Source organism: Erythrobacter sp. S249 (assembly GCF_057364975.1).
Window position 1 is genome coordinate 290,740 of record NZ_CP200287.1, and the last position, 19,389, is coordinate 310,128.

Below are 19,389 nucleotides of genomic sequence, written 5' to 3' on the forward strand. Positions count from 1 at the left end.
TTTCGCGCAGCTGTCGAATTTGACTTGCCAGTTTCGTCTTCTCATCAGAGCCTCGCCGCAGTGGTGCGGGCCGCAAAGGAGAAGAACCCATGCAATATATGCTGATGATCGCCGAGGATGAGAGCTTCTATCAAGGTGATGACGCCGAAAAGCGGATGGAAGAAACCATCGGCAAGCACATGGCCCTGATCGAGGAAATGGAAAAGGCGGGCGCTTATGTTGGCGGTCACCGCTTGCAGGACGCAGACACCGCGACGACGATCAAATACACATCGGGCGAGGGCGTATTGCATGATGGCCCGTTCGCCGAAACGCACGAAGAGCTGGGCGGCTATTACATCATCGAGGCAGCCGATCTGGACCGTGCGATTGAATGGGCGCGCAAGATACCGGTGCCTGGCAATGGCGCGGTCGAAGTTCGCCCTATTTGGCCGGACTGACTTGCCGGATACGCGCAGCAGTATCGGCGCCGAGATAGCAGGCGCGCGGCCACGGGTGATTGCCGCCTTGGTGGCGCAGCTTCGCGATATCGATTTGGCAGAAGATGCCTTTGCCGAGGCTGCGGCGACATTTCTGGAAAAAGGAGTGTCGGCGGACAATGTCCCAGCTTGGCTGTTCATTGCGGCAAAGCGCAAGGCGCTGGACGCGGTGCGCAAGCGGACGGCGCAGGCAAAGCACGCCGCAGACAGCGGTGCAATGGTGAGCGAGATGAGCAATGTGATCCAACTGCCCGAGGCGATACCGGACGAGCGGCTGAGGTTGATCTTTATTTGTTGTCACCCGGCGATTGCATTGGAGGCTCGCACGGCGCTGGCGATGAAGGTCATTTGCGGATTACCCGTGCCCGAAATTGCGCGCGTTTTTGTCAGCAGTGAACCGGCCATGTTTCAACGCATCACGCGTGCAAAAGCGAAGATTCGCAAAGCGGGTATTGCGTTTGAATTGCCGCCGCGAAAGACTTGGGCAGAGCGGCTTGATGCTGTGCTGCTGACCTTGGAACTCGCCTATACAGTTGCATATCAGGATGCCGCAGCGGAGCGGGATGGAGAGCTGGCGGGCGAGGTTTCGCGGCTCGCCAATATGGTAGCTGAATTGCTCCAGCAGGATCCGGAGGCCTTAGGGTTAGCGGCGCTGGTTGCGCTGGCACGATCGCGAGAAGCGGCGAGGGTGGATGCGGCCGGGGCGATGATCCCTTTGTCTCAGCAGGATTGCAGCCTGTGGGACGCAGCGCTGATCGAACAGGCGTGGGCCTTGCTCGATCAAGCGGCTGAGTTTGCGCGGACCGGGCCCTACCAAGTGATGGCCGCCATTCAGTTGTGCCATGCGCGGCGCGGCGTGGATGGAAAGACTGATTGGGCGGCGATTGTGAAACTGTATGATGCTCTGATGATGATGCGACCGGGCGCCGTTGTTTCGCTCAACCGAGCGGTTGCGTTGTCTCAGGTGGAAGGCGCAGCCGCAGGTCTTGCCGCGCTAGAGGGACTTCCGAGAGATAAGCTCCAATCATTGAGGCCCTATCATGCGGCGCGGGCGGATATGATGATCCGATTGGGACGCGACGAAGAGGCGAGGGCGTCTTTGAGCGAAGCCTTGCAGCTCGACCCACCCAGCGCGGAACGGCGATATTTGGAGCAGCGATTGTCGACGCTCGGCTAGAGTTTAGCGCTCACCCAATTCCGTGCGGTGCACGGGTAGCCATTTCATCACCCCGCCAGACATTGGCGTCCAAAGCCCTGTGCGAATGCCCGCCATCGCGAGCCGGTTGCTAGTCCATTGATTGCAGGTCTGGGTTAGATTGTAGCTTGGGATCGCGGTGTAATAGGCATCCTGGCTGAAACTATCGCGCTCGTACTCGCGAAAGGGATCGGCACCCAACGGCGGCAGGTCCGCTTCGATTGCTTCCACCAAGGCTTTATATTGTTCGCCCGACACGCGCATCGCGCGGCGTTCTTTATCGAGCGGCGGATTGATATAGCGGCTGACGCGTATCACGCCGGGCCCGCCAATCGTTGCAATCCTGAGCGCACTGGAAACCGACAGGTCAGAGATTTGTGGAATCTCCATCATCGCTTGCCTGTCGCCAAATCCAATCGCGACATGGGTCGGCTCGCCCGTGCCCAGCCATTCATTCGCGCTCGGAAAGGTTTCGCGCCAATCCTTATGCGCATTGGCAATCGGCAGCACGAATTGGGTGTGCACGCCATTGGTCTCGACCATGATGGTGACCGGGTCGGCTATGGGTTCTTCGGCAAACGCGCCGCGCGGGATCATGGAGCCAAACCATGCGGTAAGCAGGAACAATGCGAGTGCGGCGGCCACAGCGATGAGCGCATATTTTAGCGCTCGGCCAATGCGGGGGAGCACTTTAGTCGTCATTAAGCGTTGCGCCGCCTCAGCCACAGGATCGACCAATCGCCGCGAACAAGCCGCGCGGTTAGGCGAAATCCGGCGCGGCGATAGGCTCGGCGAATACCCGGCTCTTGAGTGGTGAGCAGGCCAGCGAGCAAAACGCTGCCGCCCGGCGGGACTGATGCTGCGAAGGCAGGTGCGAGCTCGGTCAGCGGTCCGGCCAGAATGTTGGCGATCAAGAGATCATAGGGCGCGCGGGCGCGGAGCAGTGGGTTATCCATGCCATCAGCGATCACCATCGCCATTTCGCCGGGGCGCGGGCCAAGCCGCATTTTGTTGAGCGCGGCATTGTCCTCGACCACCTGAACGCAGACGGGGTCGATATCAGATGCGGTTGCGCGCGCGGCAGACCAAAGCTTCAGCGCTGCAAAACCTAGCAGCCCGGTGCCCGTCCCGATGTCGGCGATATTGCGCGCGCTCATGCCGGTGCCCTTCATGGCGGCGAGCATTTCTAAGCAGCCAGCGGTGGTCTCATGCTGACCAGTGCCGAAGGCTTGTGCAGCCGGAATGGCGAAGTTGATCGCGGATGGGTCCGGCGAAAAGTCGGGTGTGTGAATGTGAAATGGCCCGGCGCGGATCGGCTCGACGCCTTGCTGGCTCAGTGTGAGCCAATCTTCATCGGGCAGTTTCTCAACCGTGATCTTGGGCGCTTTGCCAGTGAACAGATCGGCGAGGGCGCTTTTCTGGGCTGCGCCGGGCTTGCTCGGATACCATCCCTCCAGCACCCATTCCTGCGGGCGATCCTCGGCAATTTCGCGGCCAGAGATGACGAGATCAAAATCCCAATCATCGAGCTCGTCATGCGTCAGCAGAGCGGCTTGCACGACCTTCTTCGGCGCGAAGGCCGAGAGTTTCCAACTGGTACTCATTCAGCGGCCTCTTTGGCGAGGCGGGCATCAAGATCGCTGTGTTTTTTGGCGGCATATTGGGCGCAGGGCGCTTCCATAGCCTCCAGACCGCCCTTTTCAAACCAGTCAAACAATCGCCCATGCGAAGGGTGCGCGGCGATCAAGATGTCGCAATCTATCGCGGCCAAACGATCGAGGCCCGCACGGTACTTTGCGACGTAATCGGGGTGATCGGAGAAACGATATCCATCTGCGCTAACAGGGGAGAGGCTGTCAGCGTAGACGATGGTTTTGCAAACTTGGTTTTCGCAGCTTTCCCATTCCCAGCTTGTCGCGCCCGGCGTGTGACCCGGGGTTGCGATAGAGCGGACAGAGGTTTGTCCCGCGCTCATTGCATCACCGTCCTGATGGATGATGTCGACACGAGCAGGGGCAAATGGCTCATGCATTCCGCTTTGCGGATCGCCCGGTTGATCGCGGCCTGTGCGCATAACCTCGGCGCCCGCCTCTAGCGATACCAGCGTTGCCCCGGTTAGCTCCTGCAAATAGGCCATGCCGCCAATATGGTCGAAATGTTCGTGGCTGTAGCCGAGCAGGAGTATGTCGTTCGGGTTGAAGCCCAAGCTCTTGATGTTGCTCTCTACAACGCGGGCACCTGCCTTGGTCCCGCTATCGAGCAGGATGTGGCCGCCGTCATCGGTAACTAGGATCGCAGAGATACCGCATGTGCCGACGTAGTAGCTGTTGCCGTGAATCTTGAACGGTGGGGCAGGCTTGTCCCAGTCATCCCACGGCTCGCAAGCGTCGAGAAATGCCTGTTGGTCGGCGGGGAGCCGAGAAGGCTCTTCTTCATTCGCGAGCGAAGCCGAACACGCCGCAAGCAACAACGGGCCCGCGATCACGCTTAATCTACCGAACATAGCTTGCTCCATTGGCGTCGATCACCGCGCCAGTCATGCTGGGCGGTGCATCAAGCGCGCAAAAGGTGATGATACGCGCAATCTCTTCTGGCTGAGCGACCTTGCCCAAAGGAATGTCTTTGAGCAGTCCATCGCCGCCGCGCGACTCCAGATAGTCTCCAGCCATGGCCGTATCTGTAAAGCCCGGAGCTATCGCGTAGCTGAATATGCCTTCGCTTGCATAGGCGCGGGCGATGGTCTTGTGCATGGCCAGCATACCGCCCTTTGCCGCTGCATAATGCCAATGCGCGGGAGAATCGCCGCGGTGCCCGGCTCGGCTAGCGACATGCACTATGCGTCCTGTGGTACCCGTGTTTTGCCAATGGCGCACCGCAAAACGGGAAAGCTGAGCCGCTGCGGTCAGGTTTATGCGCAAGGTGTCTTCCCACCCGTCGAGCCAGGCAATGTCGGAGCCATCCAACGGATTGGCGTCAAACAGTCCCGCATTGTTGATGAGTACATCCACTTTGCCGCCGGTTTTCTCCAGCATCGCGTCCCAAAGAGCCTGCGCTGCGCCGGGGTCGGTGAAGTCTGCCGCAATCGTCTTATCATCGCCGCTGCGTGTCGCGTGGCCGGTCACTTTGGCCCCGCGCGCTGTTAGTTCATTGCGGGCCGCCGCGCCGATCCCGCGGCTCGAACCGGTAAGGAGAATGTACTTCATGCAACACTCTATCCAAAACTTTGCACCGGGAGTCGAGCGCTCACCGCTTGTCACACGCGATTGTCGCGTTAAGTGGGGGGAACGAATTGTATGGGATCAAAAAAATAATGGCGAATAGACCGCTTTCCCCCCACCTGCAGATATGGCGCTGGGGGCCGCACATGCTGGTTTCAATTCTGCACCGGGCATCCGGCGATGGCTTGGCAGTTGTTGGCTTGGCTGTGCTGGTTTGGTGGCTTGGCGCGCTGGCCAGCGGCCCAGAGGCATATAATGCGTTCCAGACCGTGGCGACCTCACCGTTTGGCTATGTTGTGCTGGTCGGCCTGACCTGGGCGTTCTTCACTCATATGATGAGCGGCCTGCGGCACTTTGTGCTCGATATTGGTGCTGGCTATGAGCTTAATGCCAATAAGATTTGGTCCATTGCATCGCCTATTCTTGCGATCCTCCTCACTGCGGCCTTCTGGGCCTACATGCTGACGAAATAGGGGCGCAGACATGGGTAACGGAACTTCACTCGGAAAAGTACGCGGTCTCGGCTCTTCGCACGCCGGCGCGCATCATTGGCTGCTGCAACGCTTCACAGCGGTCGGCAATGTCGTCCTCACAATCTGGCTGGTGGCCAGCATCATGCTGCTGCCGGACCTTGGCTATGCCACGGTCAGCAGCTGGATCGCTCAGCCTGTGCCCGCCACGGCGATGATCCTGCTGGTGATCTGCACATTCTGGCACGCGCGCTTGGGTCTTCAGGTCCTGATCGAAGATTATGTTCAAAACAGCGGCACCAAATTTGGTCTGATCGCTGCACTCAACCTTGCTGTCATTGGCGGCGGTGCCTTCGCTATCTTTAGCGTCGCCCGGCTCGCCCTCGGAGGAGTCGCCTGATGGCTGACCTGAATTCTTACAAGATTATCGATCACACATACGACGTCGTTGTTGTTGGCGCTGGTGGCTCTGGTCTGCGCGCAACGATGGGCGCGGCGGAAGCTGGCCTGCGCACGGCCAATATCTCAAAGGTTTTCCCAACCCGTTCGCACACTGTCGCGGCGCAGGGCGGGATCGCGGCATCGCTGGGCAACAACACGCCTGATCACTGGTCATGGCATATGTATGACACGGTGAAGGGTGCCGATTGGCTGGGCGATCAAGACGCGATTGAATATCTCGCGCGTGAAGCGCCCGCCGCTGTCTATGAGCTAGAACATGCTGGCGTTCCGTTCTCTCGCAACGAAGACGGCACGATTTATCAGCGCCCGTTTGGCGGTCACATGCAAAACATGGGCGATGGCCCGCCGGTCCAGCGGACCTGCGCCGCGGCCGACCGTACCGGTCACGCTATGTTGCACGCGCTCTATCAGCAGAGCCTGAAATATGACGCGGACTTTTTCATTGAATATTTCGCGCTCGACCTGATCATGACGGGTGATGGCGGCGATCGTAAATGCGTCGGCGTGATCGCTCAGTGTCTTGATGATGGCACCATCCACCGGTTCCGTGCGCAAAATGTTGTGCTGGCAACAGGCGGTTATGGCCGCTGCTATTACACGGCAACCTCTGCGCACACTTGCACCGGCGATGGCGGCGGCATGGTCTTGCGCGCTGGCCTGCCACTGCAGGACATGGAATTCGTTCAATTCCACCCGACCGGCATTTACGGCGCGGGCGTGCTCATCACAGAAGGTGCGCGGGGCGAGGGCGGATACCTCACCAATAGCGAAGGCGAACGCTTCATGGAGCGCTACGCTCCATCGGCCAAAGACCTCGCATCACGCGACGTTGTCAGCCGCTCTATGGCGCTGGAAATGCGCGAAGGGCGCGGCCACGGCGCAGATGGTGATCACATTCACCTGCACCTTGATCACATTGATCCGAAGGTCTTGGCTGAACGCCTGCCTGGCATCACCGAGAGCGGCAAGATCTTCGCTGGCGTGGACCTGACCAAGCAGGCTCTGCCGGTGACCCCGACCGTGCACTATAATATGGGCGGTATTCCCTGCAATTATCACGGCGAAGTTGTGACCATCGGCCCGGATGGCAATCCGGATCACGTGGTTCCCGGCCTGTTCGCTGTAGGTGAGGCGGCCTGTGTGTCTGTCCACGGTGCAAACCGCTTGGGTTCCAACTCGCTGATCGATCTCGTGGTGTTTGGCCGCGCGACCGGCCACCGCCTGCGTGACATTACAAAGGCAGGTGCGAGCCAGCCAGAACTGCCTGCGGATAGCGCCGAGTTGGCGCTCAGCCGGCTTGACCATTTCCGTTATGCGCAGGGCGGCTCACCAACCGCGCAAATCCGCAGCGAAATGCAAAAGGGCATGCAGAAACACGCCGCCGTGTTCCGCGACACCGCACTGCTCGAAGAGGGCGTCAAAATCCTCGCCGAGCAGAACAAGCGGATGGAAGACATTCACGTTTCCGACCAATCGCTCGTCTGGAATAGCGACCTGATCGAGACGCTGGAGCTCGACAATCTAATGTCACAGGCAAATGTGACGATGGCGAGCGCAGCGAACCGCAAGGAAAGCCGCGGCGCGCACAGCCACGAGGACTTCCCGGATCGCAACGACAAAGAGTGGATGAAGCACACCATCACCTGGTTTGATGGCTGGGGCGGCGGCGCCAAAGGCAGCGGCAAAGGCGAAATGAAGATCGACTATCGCCCCGTTCACGAATACACGCTTACCGACGATGCGACCTACATTGAGCCGAAGGCGCGAGTGTATTGATTGGTTTTTGAGACCTCTAACCAAGAAACCCGTCGTCCTGAACCTACCAATGGATGAATGGCGTCTAGCAGTTGCGCCGGAGTGCTTGACGCCAAAGCTCGAAAGCCGCAGCTTGAGCCACTTATGAAACGGGGCACATCTTTCCGAATCGCAGTCGCGGCGATGGCTTTGGTGGTCGCTGGGCCAGCCTATACTCAGAGCAATTCGGTCAACTCCAGCAATCCCAATCAGCCGCCGCCGCACACCAAGCCGTGGCCCAATTTTGCGACTGGCACCAATCCCGCCGCGATCAAGAACAGCTTGGTGAAATCGCCAGAGTTTGAGCGCGAGAGCTCGCCCGCGGTATTGCTGCGCGAGCGGCGTAAGTTAGATGCGGCTTTCAACGCGCTTCAGCCCAACCGCCCCGGAACGATCGATGCCTATGTGCTGACCGTAGCGCTGGATAGCGATCCTGTGTTTGCCCGTGAGGCGCGCGAGGCTGCCAAAGTCCTTTCGCGGCGATATGGCGCGGCGGGGCGTACGATCACGCTGGCCGGGCCCGATGGGACAAGCAATGAGCTGCCCAAAGGCTCGATCAGCGCGTTTCTCTCAACCCTCGCCCAAATTGCTGAAGTTATGGACACCAGCGAAGATGTGCTGGTGCTCTATACGACCAGCCATGGTTTGCAGCACGGCTTGGCCTATCACTACGGCGACACCGGATATGGTGTGTTGTCGCCCGATCATTTTAAGGCGGCGTTGGAAGAGCTCGAGATTGAGCGGCGCATCCTGATTATCAGCGCGTGTTATGCGGGGGTTTTCGTGCCCAAGCTTGCGAGCGATAACACCGCGATCCTAACAGCGGCGGCGGATAATCGCACATCGTTTGGTTGCCGCGCGGACAATGATTGGACGTTCTTTGGCGATGCGCTGATCAACAATGCACTGCGCAAGCCGCAATCCTTGGCTGATGCGTCAAAAGAGGCGAACCGCTCAATCGCGGGCTGGGAGGCGAAGGCGCGTGTGCTTGCTTCTTTGCCGCAGACGCAGATTGGTAAGAGCGTAGGCGAATGGATGCCAGAACTGCGAGCGCGCATGCCTCAAACTGCGGGCACTCCGGTTGGTCGTCCGGCGATAAGTACGTTGGGTCCGGACGAATTTAGGCAGCCGGCTCGTCGCCCTCGCTAGGCGCGCGCCGCGCTTCAACGATAGTGACAGGTTCTGCCAGCATTTGGCCCTTCATCCAGCCTTCGCCTTTCGCCGGATCGATTGGGGCAGCATGGATCGCCTCCACCACGTCCATCCCATCGGTGACATAGCCAAACACCGCGTAGCCATTGCGCCAGACCGGATCATCTGAGCTTGGGTTTGCGTCCAGCCCGGTCTGATCGCCGAGCATGATAGAGAAATCGCCATTGGCCGTGCCAGGTTCACCCATCGCCATCGACAAAGCGCCGCGCGTGTGGCTCAGCCCCGTGACTGTGGTCGGTTCGTGTTCGATGCCTTCCAGCACGCGCTTGGGATCCCATTGGGTGCCGCCCTGGATCAGGCCATTGGGCTGCTTGCCCCAATCGAGCGGCATGGCGCGGTAGAAGACGGTGCCATCAAAGCGGTCCTCATCAACATAGCGCAGGAAGTTTGCGGCTGTGATCGGCGCGCGCTCTGTTTCCAGCGCAATGGTGATGTCGCCCATCTGGGTCTCAAGCACCACGTTAACCGTCTCGAACTGCCGCTCTGGCTCTGGCGCGTTCAGCGCGTCTTCCACTTCCTGAACTTGAGTGCCCACCGTGATGAGCATTGTAGCGGTGGCGAATAGTGATTTCATCCATGTCATTCGTCGGAGGATATCGCAGTCTGATCGAAGGGCAAGGGGCAGAACGCGGTGTTCATCCAGCCTTCATGTTTACAAACGTAATCGCTAAGACTACAGACGTAATCGAGAGCGGGAGGCTCACGTGACACAGTCCGAAAATGCAAAACCAACTGGCAGTTCTAAGCCTGAGCGGATCAGCGATGCTGAGCATGCTGTGATGGAGGCCTTGTGGGAAGGCGGCACCTTAAGCGCCGCCGATGTCTGCGATGCCGTTTGTGAGCCACGCGGATGGAGCCTTGCCACAGTCAAAACTCTGCTCTCTCGCTTGGTTGGCAAGAATGCCATCGCGGCGCAGCCAGACGGCCGCCGCTTTCTCTACAGCCCGCTGATCGCGCGGTCCGACTATGTCGGTGGCGAATCCCGCCGCCTGGTCGACCGCCTTTTTGGTGGCAGCGCGTCCTCTTTGTTTGCGCATCTGGCGGAACAAGAAGCGCTGAGCGAGGAAGACCTCGCCGACATTGAAGCTCTGCTCAAGGAGTTGAAACCATGATGGACTGGCTACTTGATACCCTGCTGTGGACCGCCGGATTGATCGCGCTGGTCCTGCTTATTCGCCGCCCGGTTGCCCGTTGGTTTGGGCCGCAGATCGCTTATGCCCTGTGGGCGATCCCGGCTTTGCGCTTGCTCCTGCCGCCGGTGGAGCTACCCGCATGGCTGAACCCTGAGCCACGTGACGCTGCACCTGCTGAGAACCTTGCGGATAGCAGCGCGTCCGAGGCAGCTTCCGGTGATTTCCTATTTACGATTGTCCAACCCCAAGCTCCTGCTGCGACTCTGGGGCGGTTGGACGCGGCGCCCGGCCTGCTAATGCCGACAACCCCGATGCCGATCCTTGAGATTGGCATTTCGGTATGGCTGGTCGGCGCCGCCCTTTTCCTTTGGCTGCGTTTCGCCGCCTACTTCCGCTTGCGGCGCGAGCTGCTGGAGGATGCGCGCGAAGTGGGCCGCTATGGCCGGGTGCGCTTGCTTGAAACCTCCGGCACCAGCACGCCGCTTGCCTTTGGCGTGGTCGATCCGGTCGTGGCGCTGCCGCATGGCTTTATGGCGCAGGCCGATATCACCGCGCGCAATCTGGCGCTGGCGCATGAGCTCTCGCACCATTCCGCGCGCGATTTACTCGCCAATATGATTGTTCAACCCTTGTTCGCTCTGCACTGGTTTAACCCGCTTGGCCGTTATGGCTGGCTGGCTATGCGGCGCGATCAAGAGGCAGCGTGCGACGCCCGGGTTATGGCTGAAAAAGCTCCCGAAGAGCGCGCAGTCTATGCCAACCTCATTACCACTTTCGCAGCAGGGCCCAAGTTTGCATTGGCCGCGCCTATGGCGTGTCCAGTGCTGGGTGAGAAGTCGATTATCCACCGTCTAAGGAGCCTGAAAATGTCCAATATGTCCTCACGCCGCCGGATCGCTGGCCGCGTAATGGTGGGGGCCGCTGTCCTCGCGCTGCCGCTAACCGCATCGATATCCTATGCGGAAGGCACCGTGCCCGCCGCGCCGCCGGCTCCGCTCGCGCTGGGTGCCCCATTGCCGCCTGCGCCTCCTGCACCGCCAGTCCCACCCGCTGTGCTGCAAGCTGCCGCTATCGAGGCGATTGATCCAGGCGCAAGCCAGGAACGGCTTGATGCCATCGAAGAAGAGATCGAGCGGGAAGAAGAGCGGATTGCGGCGGAAATCGAACGCGCTGAGGAATTGGCTGAACGGGTGGAAGAGCGTAGCGAAAGAGCCAGAGAGCGGGCCGAGGAACGTGCTGAACGTAGCCGCGAACGTGCCGAACGCGGCCGGGAACGCGCAGAGCGCCGTCAAACGCGCAGCATCCAAATTCGCCGCAGTGTGAAGTCGAACAGCCCCCTCAGCGACAAAGAGGTTGAGGAGATCATGGTTGATGTCCGCCTCGGCCTTGCAGAGGCCGACGCTGCGATTGCCGACGCGCATCGGGAGATCAAGCTAGCGCATATCGACATCGACGACGCGACGACCAAGGTAAAGGCGAAGTGCCGCTCAGGCCAGGATGAGCCTGCTGAGGTCGTTGAGCACGGCAATGGTCGATCCACCGTTTACCTATGCCAAGCCAAAGTGATGGCAAAGGCGCTCGAAGGCCTGCGTGAGGCGCGCGAGGCGCTGGCAGATAATGCCGAGATTCAAGGCAATCTGCGCAGCCAGCTGCTCGAGACTTTGGATGAGCAGATCCGGAGTTGGGAACGCACCAACCAGAGTTGATCCAATCAGTTGAATGCGGGGTTAATCCCCCGGACGAAGTCTGATTCAAGAGAACGGCGGGCGCTTATTTTGAGCGTTCGCCGTTTCCTTTCAGTCGGTTCATATGGAATTCAGTTCACCGCTCCCATTGCACGTTTCATCGCGTGATAGGAGGGCGAGATATGGCGAAAGAACGATCCCCAGGACTGAAATTACTCTTCGCGGCCATTATCGGTATGGCGCTGACCATACCATTATTGGCTGTTTATGCACTGGTCTATGACCGGGAAAATCAAGCGGACATTGCGCAGCGATCCATCACAGAGGGCTGGGCAGGGGCACAGGTGCTCGCCGGGCCGGTGCTGGTCGTGCCTTATAATGAGGAACGGGTCACCAGCGAGGTTGTGAACGACCGCACTGTTTCGCGCACCATTATCGCTCGCGAGTTGCTGTATATCTCTCCGGAGAAGCAAGACATCGCCACCGTGATCAACCCAGAGATTAAAGCTCGCGGATCGATCCACAAGTCGGTGATTTATGATGTTGCACTGTCGGGCACGGCAGCTTTCGCCTTGCCAAGCGATCTGGATCGGTTCGGCGTTGAGCCTGAGCAATTGCTGCTGGACGAAGCGGAAATTCGTTTCCCGATCTCTGACCCGCGTGGCATTCAAACCGACGCAGAGTTGGCCATCGGGGGCGAGGCCATTGCCCTGCGCCCAGGCCTTGGCACGGGCAGCAATGGCAGCGGTATGCATGCATTCCTTGATTGGACCGGCAGCGAGCCTTTGGCCGTGGAGTTCAATTACAAGCTGCGGGGCAGCAGTGCGATCAGCATGGTGCCGCAGGGCAAGGAAACCAATTGGTCGGTTGAATCGGAATGGCCGCACCCAAGTTTCACTGGCAGCTTCCTGCCGGGTGATGAAACGGTCGAGATCAGCGATGCTGGCTTTAAGGCCAGCTGGTCAATCTCGAACCTAGCGCTGGGGCAGACCTTGGTGCGCAACACCGAGGCGCAGTTGCCAGAGCTCAATCCGCGTGACCGTTTCTCCGCATATTCAAATGATGGCAGCGACGTGAGCATCGCAACGATCCGCTTGGTTGAACCGGTTGATCTTTACAGCCGCGTCAATCGTTCGGTGAAATACGGCTTCCTGTTCATCGGCTTCACGTTCCTCGCTTTCCTGATGTTTGATATCGTGGGCGGTGCGCGTGTGGCGGCGGCGGAATATCTGCTGAGCGGGGCAGGGCTTGTCCTGTTTTTCGTTATGTTGCTGGCCTTTTCCGAGATGCTCGGCTTCATGATCGCGTATCTGATCGCAAGTGCTGCAACTATCGGTCTGCTGTCGGCTTACAGCGCGGCAATCCTCGGCAGTTGGAAACGGGCGAGGGTTATCGCGGCTCTGCTGGTTGCGCTCTATGCGGGTCTCTATGTCCTGCTGAACCTCGAAGAATGGTCACTGGTGATCGGCTCCGTGCTGCTGTTCGTTGCACTGGCCGGCATGATGTACGCGACCCGTCAGATCGATTGGTCCTCCGCGGTCAAGTCTGACGATCCGGCACCTGCCGTCCCGGCCGAGGCCGCTGCGAGCTAAGTCGCACGCGCCTTAACCGGCAAACATTTCGGGGCCGGAACGGGTAAACCGCTCCGGCCCCGATTGGTATTGGGGGCTATGAAAAGCTTGGATTAGCCAAAGTCGAAATAGACATTGCAGACATCGCTATCTGCGCTGTCGAGACCCCGGCGCAGGGCCTCCATGCGTTGCTGGCTGGTGCCGTGGGTGAAGCCTTCGGGATTGATCCGTTGCCCAGCATTGCGCTGCAAAGTGTCGTCGCCAATTGAGGCGGCTGCGCGCATGCCTTCTTCCAGATCACCGCGCTCGATCAATTGGCGGTTCTTGCCCGCCCAGACACCGGCATAGCAATCGGCCTGTAATTCCATGCGCACCTGCAATTGGTTGCGATTTCCCGGATTCTGCTGCTGGGCGCTGCGAACCTGTGTGGCAAGGCCGGTGAGGTTCTGGATGTGGTGCCCATATTCATGCGCGATCACATAGAGGCGCGCAAAGTCGCCGCCCGTGCCGGACATGCGAGCGAGCTGATCATAGAAACTGGTGTCGATATAGATACCCATATCGGCAGGGCAGTAAAACGGGCCAGACGCGGAACTGGCGCTGCCGCAACCGCTCGTGTCCACGCGGCCTGTCTGGAACAGATCAAGGAAGGGCTGTTCAAAGGGTATACCAGCGCGGGCAAATTCCGGCTCCCATGTCTCATTCAAGGATGTGAGCGCTGAGCAGGCCTCGGTCGCATATTGGCTGCTGGAGCAGATTTCCTGCTCGCTGCGCTGGTCCGTCTGCGTTTGCGATTGCGGGCTTTGCTGCTGTACGCCTTCGACCACGCCCAGCATTTGTCCCGGATCAACGCCAAAGACTATCGCACCAATCGCCACGATCACAATCGTGCCGCAGCCCATGCCGCCGGCCCGTCCGCCCGGCATTCTGCGCCCGCCGCCATTGCTGGAGCGGACTTTGATCTTGGATGTGTCGAACGGATTGAGCCGCATTGTGTTTTTCCTCCCTGGTCCAGTTCGCGCGATCCCGCTGCGCCTAGACTCCATTTCGCACATTGCTGCGCTGCGGTCTGCATAAATGCTGGACAGGGCCGCCTGCAATGGCAAAAGCTTGGGTCGACACAAACTGCAGGAGTTACCGATGTTCCTTAAGGGCAAACGCGCGCTGATCACGGGATCAACCTCCGGGATTGGCTTGGCCGTCGCCCGCGCGCTTCACGCAGAGGGTGCAGAGGTAATCCTCAATGGCTTTGGCGACGAGGCAGAGATTGCCGCGCTGCGCGAGGAATTGGGCGCAGATTACAGCGGCGCAAACCTGCTCGATGCCGATGCGATCGAGGCCATGATGGCCAAGGCGGGCACGGTAGATATTCTGGTCAACAATGCTGGGATGCAGCACGTCGCCCCCGTTGATGAATTCCCGCCAGAGAAATGGGATCAGGTGATTGGCCTCAACCTAACCGCGCCCTTTCACACCACACGGCTTGCCGTGTCGGGCATGAAGGCACGCGGGTGGGGCCGGATTATCAACACCGCGAGCGCGCATTCGCTGACCGCCTCTCCGTTCAAGAGCGCGTATAACGCCAGCAAACATGGCATTGCGGGCTTTACTAAGACCATCGCGTTGGAATTAGCGCAGACCGGAGTGACTGCGAATTGCATTAGCCCCGGCTATGTCTGGACGCCGCTGATCGAGGGGCAGATCCCCGACACGATGAAAGCGCGCGGGCTGACCAGGGATGAGGTGATCAATGATGTCCTCCTCGCAAAGCAACCCACAAAGAAATTCGTACAACCAGAAGAAGTTGGCGCGCTTGCGGTCTTCCTTTGCCGCGAAGAAGCGGGCAATGTGACCGGAGCCAATTGGAGCATAGACGGAGGCTGGACCGCCGAGTGAGCAAAGCAGGGGCGCAAACAGGGGCGAGGCTGGCAGGCCTTGCAAGAGTATGCGTGGTGGCCGCCCTTGGGCTGGCGATCAGCGCCTGTGTCGGCTCGCCCGTGGCCAGCGTTTCCAAGGCGGAGCGGGCGCAAATCGCCGCCAGCATGACGCGCGATATCAATGTCCTCGCCAGCGACACCTATGGCGGGCGCAAGCCTGGAACCGATGGCGAGGTCCTGACAGTCAATTACATCATAGATCGGTTTCAATCCGTGGGACTGGAATCGGGCACGAACGATCCCGGCAATCCGTGGCGCGCTCCGGTTCGCTTGATCAGCACGCAGCCGAGCGAAAGTTCCGTTACGCTGAGTTTTGGAGCGCGGGACGTTGAATTGCCGGCGGAAGTCGCTGCTGCCTACACCACCCGGCAATTAGCCCTGGTTGAGGGTGCGGATGTGGTTTTTGTTGGACGCGAGGCAACACGCGTCCCTGAAGAGCGCGTGGCAGGCAAAGTCGTCTTGATGCTGGACGAGGACGGCGTCAGCGATGCTCGCCGCGAGATCCTGTTCGCCAAAGGCCCCGTCGCAATCATCACCGTGATGCAGGATACCAAATCGATAGCAGACCAGCGTTTTGTGCGTGAGCGGGAACGCTTCATTCTTGCGAGCCGTGAGGGGCAGGAGCTGCGCGCTTTCATCACAAATTCTGTGATGCTTGGTATGCTGGGCGAGGATCGCTGGGACGAGCTGCTCCAGGCTTCAGGCGAAGATGATTTTGTAGCGATTGATCTTACCATGGCGGCCACAATCGAAGCTAAGTCAAAGCGGCGTGAGTTTAATTCGTTCAACGTCATTGGCCGTTTGCCAGGTACGCAAACCGCAGAGGGTGCCGTGCTGCTGCTGGCGCATTGGGACCATCTGGGCACTTGCGGCACGGAGATTGATCAAGACAAAATTTGTAACGGCGCGATTGATAACGCTAGCGGTATTGCTCTGATCATTGAGCTTGCTCGTCGTCTCAAAGAAGCTGGGCCGCACGACCGCGATATCTATGTGATGGCCACGACGGCTGAGGAGGCAGGCCTCCTGGGTATCCGCTCTTTCACAGAGAAGCCCTCCATTCCGCTTGATAGCATTGTCGCCGCCTTCAATTTCGACAGTGTAGCGCTCGCCCCGCAAGGCAGCCCGGTTGGCTTCATTGGGGAAGGGCGCACCGTGCTCGATGAGGTGGTTATGGACGTGCTCAATGATGCGCGCCGCAAGCTTGGCAGCCGGGAAACCGCCGAGAGCTTCATTCAGCGCCAAGACGCTTGGGTGCTGTTGCAAGAGAACGTCCCCGCACTTGTCCTGTCGACGACATTTGGTTCGGAAATTACGCTCGGCCCATATCTTGAGGGCGATTACCACCGCGTCTCAGACGACATTGACAAAATAGAGCTCGGCGGGGCGATCGATGACCTGCTGCTGCACGAAGAACTGGTCAAAAGACTCGCCGATACCGAGGTTTATCCCACGCCTTAAGCAACAAGCTGAGGATTAAGAGCGCTTTTCGCACCTGCACACCCTAGCGGATCGGGTGAAGTGCGGTTACATGGGCCGCCACATCAATCATGCTATGACTTAGAAAGTGGCACTTATGGACATCCCACTTGGCCTTACATTCGACGACGTATTGCTGCGTCCGGCCGAAAGCGATGTGCTGCCCTCGATGGCGAACACGCAAACTCAACTGACGCGCGGCATTGCGCTCAACATTCCTATTTTATCTGCTGCGATGGATACCGTGACCGAGGCGGATATGGCGATTGCCATGGCGCAAATGGGCGGAATCGGTGTGCTGCACCGCAATCTGGAGCTCCCTGATCAATGCGCCGCCGTGCGCGCGGTGAAACGCTATGAAAGCGGGATGGTCGTCAATCCGATCACCATTGGTCCGGACGCAACTCTCGGCGATGCGCAGGCCTTGATGGACCTGCACAAGATCAGCGGCATTCCGGTGACGGATGCTTCGGGCAAGCTCGTTGGCATCGTGACTAACCGCGATGTGCGCTTTGCGGAAAATCCCGCTCAGCCTGTGCGCGAGCTGATGACGACGGAGAATCTAGCAGTTGTCCCGCTTGGCACCGGCCAAGAAGATGCCCGCCGTCTGCTCCACGCTCGCCGGATCGAAAAGCTGCTGGTGGTGGATGATGATTACCGCTGTATTGGCCTGATCACGGTTAAAGACATCGAAAAGGCAGTGAACTACCCAGATGCGACGAAGGATAAATCCGGGCGCTTACGTGTGGCCGCCGCCACCACGGTGGGCGACAAGGGCTTTGAGCGCACAGAGGCTCTGATCGACGCAGAAGTCGACGTGGTGATCATCGACACGGCTCATGGGCACAACAAAGACGTGGCCCGCGCAGTTGAGCGCGCCAAGGCGCTGTCCAGCACGGTTCAAGTTGTCGCTGGCAATGTCGCCACGGCGGAAGCGACCCGCGCGTTGATCGATGCGGGCGCGGATGCTGTGAAGGTCGGCATTGGACCGGGATCGATCTGCACCACGCGCGTTGTCGCCGGCGTTGGCGTTCCTCAGCTTTCCGCCATTATGGACAGCGCGGCGGAAGCTGCCAAATCCGGCGTACCAGTGATCGCCGATGGCGGCCTGCGGACCAGCGGCGATGCGGCCAAAGCGCTCGCAGCGGGCGCGTCCACTGTCATGGTCGGCTCTATGCTGGCGGGCACAGCGGAAAGCCCGGGCGAGGTGTTCCTTTATCAAGGACGCAGCTACAAATCATACCGCGGCATGGGCTCTGTCGGCGCGATGGCGCGCGGTAGTGCAGATCGATATTTCCAGCAAGACGTCTCTGCCATGAAGCTGGTGCCAGAGGGGATCGAAGGCCAAGTGCCGTTCAAGGGCCCTGCGGCGGATGTCGTTCACCAATTGGTCGGCGGTATTAAGGCGGCGATGGGCTACACTGGCTCTGCCACCATTCCCGACCTGCGTGAGCGCGGCAAATTCGTCCGTATTACCAATGCCGGCCTTTCTGAAAGCCATGTTCACGATGTGGCGATCACCCGCGAAGCCCCCAATTATCCAACGCGATAGGAACCTAAAATGAGGCCCGCAGCACGTGTTCAGGCAGCCATTGAACTGCTTGATGCGATCATCGACTGCGCCCGGCGTAAGGCCGCCCCGGCAGACCGTCTAATCTCGGAATATTTCAAGGCGCGGCGCTATGCCGGGTCAAAAGATCGGCGCGCCATTCGCGAGCTGGTCTACCGCGCGATCCGCCTGTGCGGGCCAGTTCCCAAGAATGGGCGAACAGCGATGCTTGCATTGGGGCAAGAAGACCCCGCGATCCTCGAATTGTTTGATAGCTCCGATCATGGACCGGCAAAGATCCGAGACGGCGAGAAATTCGCCAAGGCCGGTGTCGCTCCGGGATGGCTGATCGAATTGCTCTCACAAAGCGGGATTACCGGCGAGGCCGCCGAAGCGCTGCTCGGGCGCGCGCCGCTCGACATTCGTGTGAACTCGTTGAAAGCCGATCGTGAGACGATTGAACTGCCTGAACCCAGCGAGAAACTGGCTTCAGAACAAGGCCTGCGTTTTCCTTTCGGCACTCAGGTGGAGCAATGGCAGGCCTACCGCGAGGGCCAGATCGAGGTGCAAGATCACGGTAGCCAGCTGGTCTGCGAAGCCCTAGCGGCAAAACCCGGCGATACGGTCATTGATCTGTGCGCGGGTGCAGGCGGAAAGACGCTCGCTCTTGCAGCAAAGCTCGGCAATGCAGCCTCACTTGTTGCGTCTGACACCGACAAACGTAGGCTCGGCAATCTGGCTCCGCGAGCGGCCCGCACGGGCGCGGAGGTCGATCACATTGTCTTGCTCGATCCTGGCAAGGAAATGGAAGCCTTGGCGCAGTGGACCGCGAAGGCCGACCATGTGCTGGTCGATGCGCCGTGCTCTGGCAGCGGAACCTGGCGGCGCAATCCGGAAAGTCGTTGGCGTTTGGACGAGGCTGAGCTTTCTCGTCTGAACGAGTTACAGGATCATGTGCTCGATATTGGTGCGCAACTGGTTCGCCCGGGCGGTTCCATGGTGTTTGTAACCTGCTCTCTGCTCGATGCGGAAGGGCCGCACCGGATCAAAGCGTTTCTCGAACGGCACGAGGGGTGGACGGCAAAGACACCCGAATTGGCGCTGGGCACACCGCGCGGTGACGGCTTGCGGCTCGACCCGTTCCAACACGGCACGGACGGATTTTTTGTCGCAAATCTGGAATATGCGTGTTAGCGATTGCCATA

General features: G+C 59.5%; 19 protein-coding genes. 13 read left to right on the plus strand and 6 right to left on the minus strand.

All coding sequences use genetic code 11. The annotated features are described in order from the left end of the window. The first annotated feature begins 89 nt into the window (after positions 1-89). Both AC0V6V_RS01375 and AC0V6V_RS01380 read left to right on the plus strand, forming a co-directional pair. On the plus strand, positions 90-440 hold the full coding sequence (locus tag AC0V6V_RS01375; RefSeq protein WP_486163696.1) for a YciI family protein: 351 nt from the start codon (positions 90-92) through the stop codon (positions 438-440). Continuing rightward, positions 403-1,656 (plus strand): RNA polymerase sigma factor, encoded by a 1,254-nt coding sequence (locus AC0V6V_RS01380; RefSeq protein WP_486163697.1) that lies wholly within the window; start codon positions 403-405, stop codon positions 1,654-1,656. Before AC0V6V_RS01375 ends, AC0V6V_RS01380 begins: the two co-directional genes overlap by 38 nt. 3 nt (positions 1,657-1,659) lie before the next feature. On the opposite strand, the gene AC0V6V_RS01385 is transcribed toward AC0V6V_RS01380, so the two are convergent. From AC0V6V_RS01385 to AC0V6V_RS01400, 4 genes are read right to left on the minus strand one after another with little or no spacing between them, the layout of a single operon-like run. Then, positions 1,660-2,376 carry a DUF2459 domain-containing protein gene (locus tag AC0V6V_RS01385; protein WP_486163698.1) on the minus strand — a complete coding sequence of 239 codons (717 nt, stop codon included), beginning with the start codon at positions 2,374-2,376 and terminating at the stop codon, positions 1,660-1,662. Further along, on the minus strand, positions 2,376-3,278 hold the full coding sequence (locus tag AC0V6V_RS01390) for a 50S ribosomal protein L11 methyltransferase (RefSeq protein ID WP_486163699.1): 903 nt from the start codon (positions 3,276-3,278) through the stop codon (positions 2,376-2,378). The genes AC0V6V_RS01385 and AC0V6V_RS01390 overlap by 1 nt, the downstream gene beginning before the upstream one ends. Further along, complete coding sequence (bla, locus tag AC0V6V_RS01395) at positions 3,275-4,177, minus strand: subclass B3 metallo-beta-lactamase (protein ID WP_486163700.1); 903 nt, start codon at positions 4,175-4,177, stop codon at positions 3,275-3,277. The genes AC0V6V_RS01390 and bla overlap by 4 nt, the downstream gene beginning before the upstream one ends. Then, positions 4,167-4,877 carry an SDR family NAD(P)-dependent oxidoreductase gene (locus AC0V6V_RS01400; RefSeq protein ID WP_486163701.1) on the minus strand — a complete coding sequence of 237 codons (711 nt, stop codon included), beginning with the start codon at positions 4,875-4,877 and terminating at the stop codon, positions 4,167-4,169. Before AC0V6V_RS01400 ends, bla begins: the two co-directional genes overlap by 11 nt. A 107-nt stretch (positions 4,878-4,984) precedes the next feature. Between AC0V6V_RS01400 and sdhC the strand changes: the two genes are divergently transcribed. The 4 genes from sdhC to AC0V6V_RS01420 all read left to right on the plus strand — a co-directional run bounded on the left by sdhC (position 4,985) and on the right by AC0V6V_RS01420 (position 8,767). Continuing rightward, positions 4,985-5,365: a succinate dehydrogenase, cytochrome b556 subunit gene (gene sdhC, locus AC0V6V_RS01405; protein WP_486163702.1), complete on the plus strand. Its 381-nt coding sequence runs from the start codon at positions 4,985-4,987 to the stop codon at positions 5,363-5,365. 10 nt (positions 5,366-5,375) lie between these two features. After that, positions 5,376-5,762, plus strand: coding sequence for a succinate dehydrogenase, hydrophobic membrane anchor protein (gene sdhD / locus AC0V6V_RS01410; protein ID WP_486163703.1), 387 nt, complete (start codon positions 5,376-5,378; stop codon positions 5,760-5,762). Then, entirely contained in the window at positions 5,762-7,600 is a 1,839-nt protein-coding gene (sdhA, locus tag AC0V6V_RS01415; protein ID WP_486163704.1) for a succinate dehydrogenase flavoprotein subunit, read from the plus strand. Before sdhD ends, sdhA begins: the two co-directional genes overlap by 1 nt. A gap of 123 nt (positions 7,601-7,723) precedes the next feature. Next, the gene (locus AC0V6V_RS01420) at positions 7,724-8,767 is read left to right on the plus strand and encodes a C13 family peptidase (RefSeq protein WP_486166155.1); all 1,044 of its coding nucleotides are present in this window, start codon (positions 7,724-7,726) and stop codon (positions 8,765-8,767) included. Here the strand turns inward: AC0V6V_RS01420 and AC0V6V_RS01425 are convergent. Further along, a complete protein-coding gene (locus AC0V6V_RS01425; protein WP_486166156.1) occupies positions 8,739-9,404 on the minus strand; it encodes a peptidylprolyl isomerase in 666 nt (221 codons plus the stop codon). The genes AC0V6V_RS01420 and AC0V6V_RS01425 overlap by 29 nt on opposite strands. 130 nt (positions 9,405-9,534) lie before the next feature. Between AC0V6V_RS01425 and AC0V6V_RS01430 the strand changes: the two genes are divergently transcribed. The 3 genes from AC0V6V_RS01430 to creD all read left to right on the plus strand — a co-directional run bounded on the left by AC0V6V_RS01430 (position 9,535) and on the right by creD (position 13,240). Beyond that, complete coding sequence (locus AC0V6V_RS01430) at positions 9,535-9,942, plus strand: BlaI/MecI/CopY family transcriptional regulator (RefSeq protein ID WP_486163707.1); 408 nt, start codon at positions 9,535-9,537, stop codon at positions 9,940-9,942. Next, complete coding sequence (locus tag AC0V6V_RS01435) at positions 9,939-11,669, plus strand: M56 family metallopeptidase (protein WP_486163708.1); 1,731 nt, start codon at positions 9,939-9,941, stop codon at positions 11,667-11,669. The genes AC0V6V_RS01430 and AC0V6V_RS01435 overlap by 4 nt, the downstream gene beginning before the upstream one ends. 161 nt (positions 11,670-11,830) lie before the next feature. Beyond that, a complete protein-coding gene (gene creD / locus AC0V6V_RS01440; protein WP_486163709.1) occupies positions 11,831-13,240 on the plus strand; it encodes a cell envelope integrity protein CreD in 1,410 nt (469 codons plus the stop codon). Between the two features lie 92 nt (positions 13,241-13,332). Here the strand turns inward: creD and ypfJ are convergent, their stop codons facing one another. Next, positions 13,333-14,211, minus strand: a complete 879-nt coding sequence (ypfJ, locus tag AC0V6V_RS01445) for a KPN_02809 family neutral zinc metallopeptidase (RefSeq protein WP_486163710.1) — start codon at positions 14,209-14,211, stop codon at positions 13,333-13,335. A gap of 148 nt (positions 14,212-14,359) precedes the next feature. Here ypfJ and AC0V6V_RS01450 point away from each other — a divergent pair, with 148 nt between their 5' ends. The 4 genes from AC0V6V_RS01450 (at position 14,360) to AC0V6V_RS01465 (ending at position 19,378) form a co-directional block, all read left to right on the plus strand. Continuing rightward, the gene (locus tag AC0V6V_RS01450; RefSeq protein ID WP_486163711.1) at positions 14,360-15,115 is read left to right on the plus strand and encodes a 3-hydroxybutyrate dehydrogenase; all 756 of its coding nucleotides are present in this window, start codon (positions 14,360-14,362) and stop codon (positions 15,113-15,115) included. Positions 15,116-15,171: 56 nt separating this feature from the next. Then, positions 15,172-16,617: a M28 family peptidase gene (locus tag AC0V6V_RS01455; RefSeq protein WP_486166157.1), complete on the plus strand. Its 1,446-nt coding sequence runs from the start codon at positions 15,172-15,174 to the stop codon at positions 16,615-16,617. Positions 16,618-16,732: 115 nt separating this feature from the next. Further along, complete coding sequence (gene guaB / locus AC0V6V_RS01460; protein WP_486166158.1) at positions 16,733-18,187, plus strand: IMP dehydrogenase; 1,455 nt, start codon at positions 16,733-16,735, stop codon at positions 18,185-18,187. A 9-nt stretch (positions 18,188-18,196) separates the two neighbouring features. Continuing rightward, positions 18,197-19,378, plus strand: a complete 1,182-nt coding sequence (locus AC0V6V_RS01465) for an RsmB/NOP family class I SAM-dependent RNA methyltransferase (RefSeq protein WP_486163714.1) — start codon at positions 18,197-18,199, stop codon at positions 19,376-19,378. The last annotated feature ends 11 nt before the right edge of the window (positions 19,379-19,389 follow it).

Coding starts and splice junctions, on each gene's coding strand:
- AC0V6V_RS01375 (WP_486163696.1), top strand. CDS start 90: ATGCAATATATGCTGATGATCGCCGAGGATGAGAGCTTCTATCAAGGT.
- AC0V6V_RS01380 (WP_486163697.1), top strand. CDS start 403: ATGGCGCGGTCGAAGTTCGCCCTATTTGGCCGGACTGACTTGCCGGAT.
- AC0V6V_RS01385 (WP_486163698.1), bottom strand. CDS start 2,376: ATGACGACTAAAGTGCTCCCCCGCATTGGCCGAGCGCTAAAATATGCG.
- AC0V6V_RS01390 (WP_486163699.1), bottom strand. CDS start 3,278: ATGAGTACCAGTTGGAAACTCTCGGCCTTCGCGCCGAAGAAGGTCGTG.
- bla (WP_486163700.1), bottom strand. CDS start 4,177: ATGTTCGGTAGATTAAGCGTGATCGCGGGCCCGTTGTTGCTTGCGGCG.
- AC0V6V_RS01400 (WP_486163701.1), bottom strand. CDS start 4,877: ATGAAGTACATTCTCCTTACCGGTTCGAGCCGCGGGATCGGCGCGGCG.
- sdhC (WP_486163702.1), top strand. CDS start 4,985: ATGGCGAATAGACCGCTTTCCCCCCACCTGCAGATATGGCGCTGGGGG.
- sdhD (WP_486163703.1), top strand. CDS start 5,376: ATGGGTAACGGAACTTCACTCGGAAAAGTACGCGGTCTCGGCTCTTCG.
- sdhA (WP_486163704.1), top strand. CDS start 5,762: ATGGCTGACCTGAATTCTTACAAGATTATCGATCACACATACGACGTC.
- AC0V6V_RS01420 (WP_486166155.1), top strand. CDS start 7,724: ATGAAACGGGGCACATCTTTCCGAATCGCAGTCGCGGCGATGGCTTTG.
- AC0V6V_RS01425 (WP_486166156.1), bottom strand. CDS start 9,404: ATGAAATCACTATTCGCCACCGCTACAATGCTCATCACGGTGGGCACT.
- AC0V6V_RS01435 (WP_486163708.1), top strand. CDS start 9,939: ATGATGGACTGGCTACTTGATACCCTGCTGTGGACCGCCGGATTGATC.
- creD (WP_486163709.1), top strand. CDS start 11,831: ATGGCGAAAGAACGATCCCCAGGACTGAAATTACTCTTCGCGGCCATT.
- ypfJ (WP_486163710.1), bottom strand. CDS start 14,211: ATGCGGCTCAATCCGTTCGACACATCCAAGATCAAAGTCCGCTCCAGC.
- AC0V6V_RS01450 (WP_486163711.1), top strand. CDS start 14,360: ATGTTCCTTAAGGGCAAACGCGCGCTGATCACGGGATCAACCTCCGGG.
- guaB (WP_486166158.1), top strand. CDS start 16,733: ATGGACATCCCACTTGGCCTTACATTCGACGACGTATTGCTGCGTCCG.
- AC0V6V_RS01465 (WP_486163714.1), top strand. CDS start 18,197: ATGAGGCCCGCAGCACGTGTTCAGGCAGCCATTGAACTGCTTGATGCG.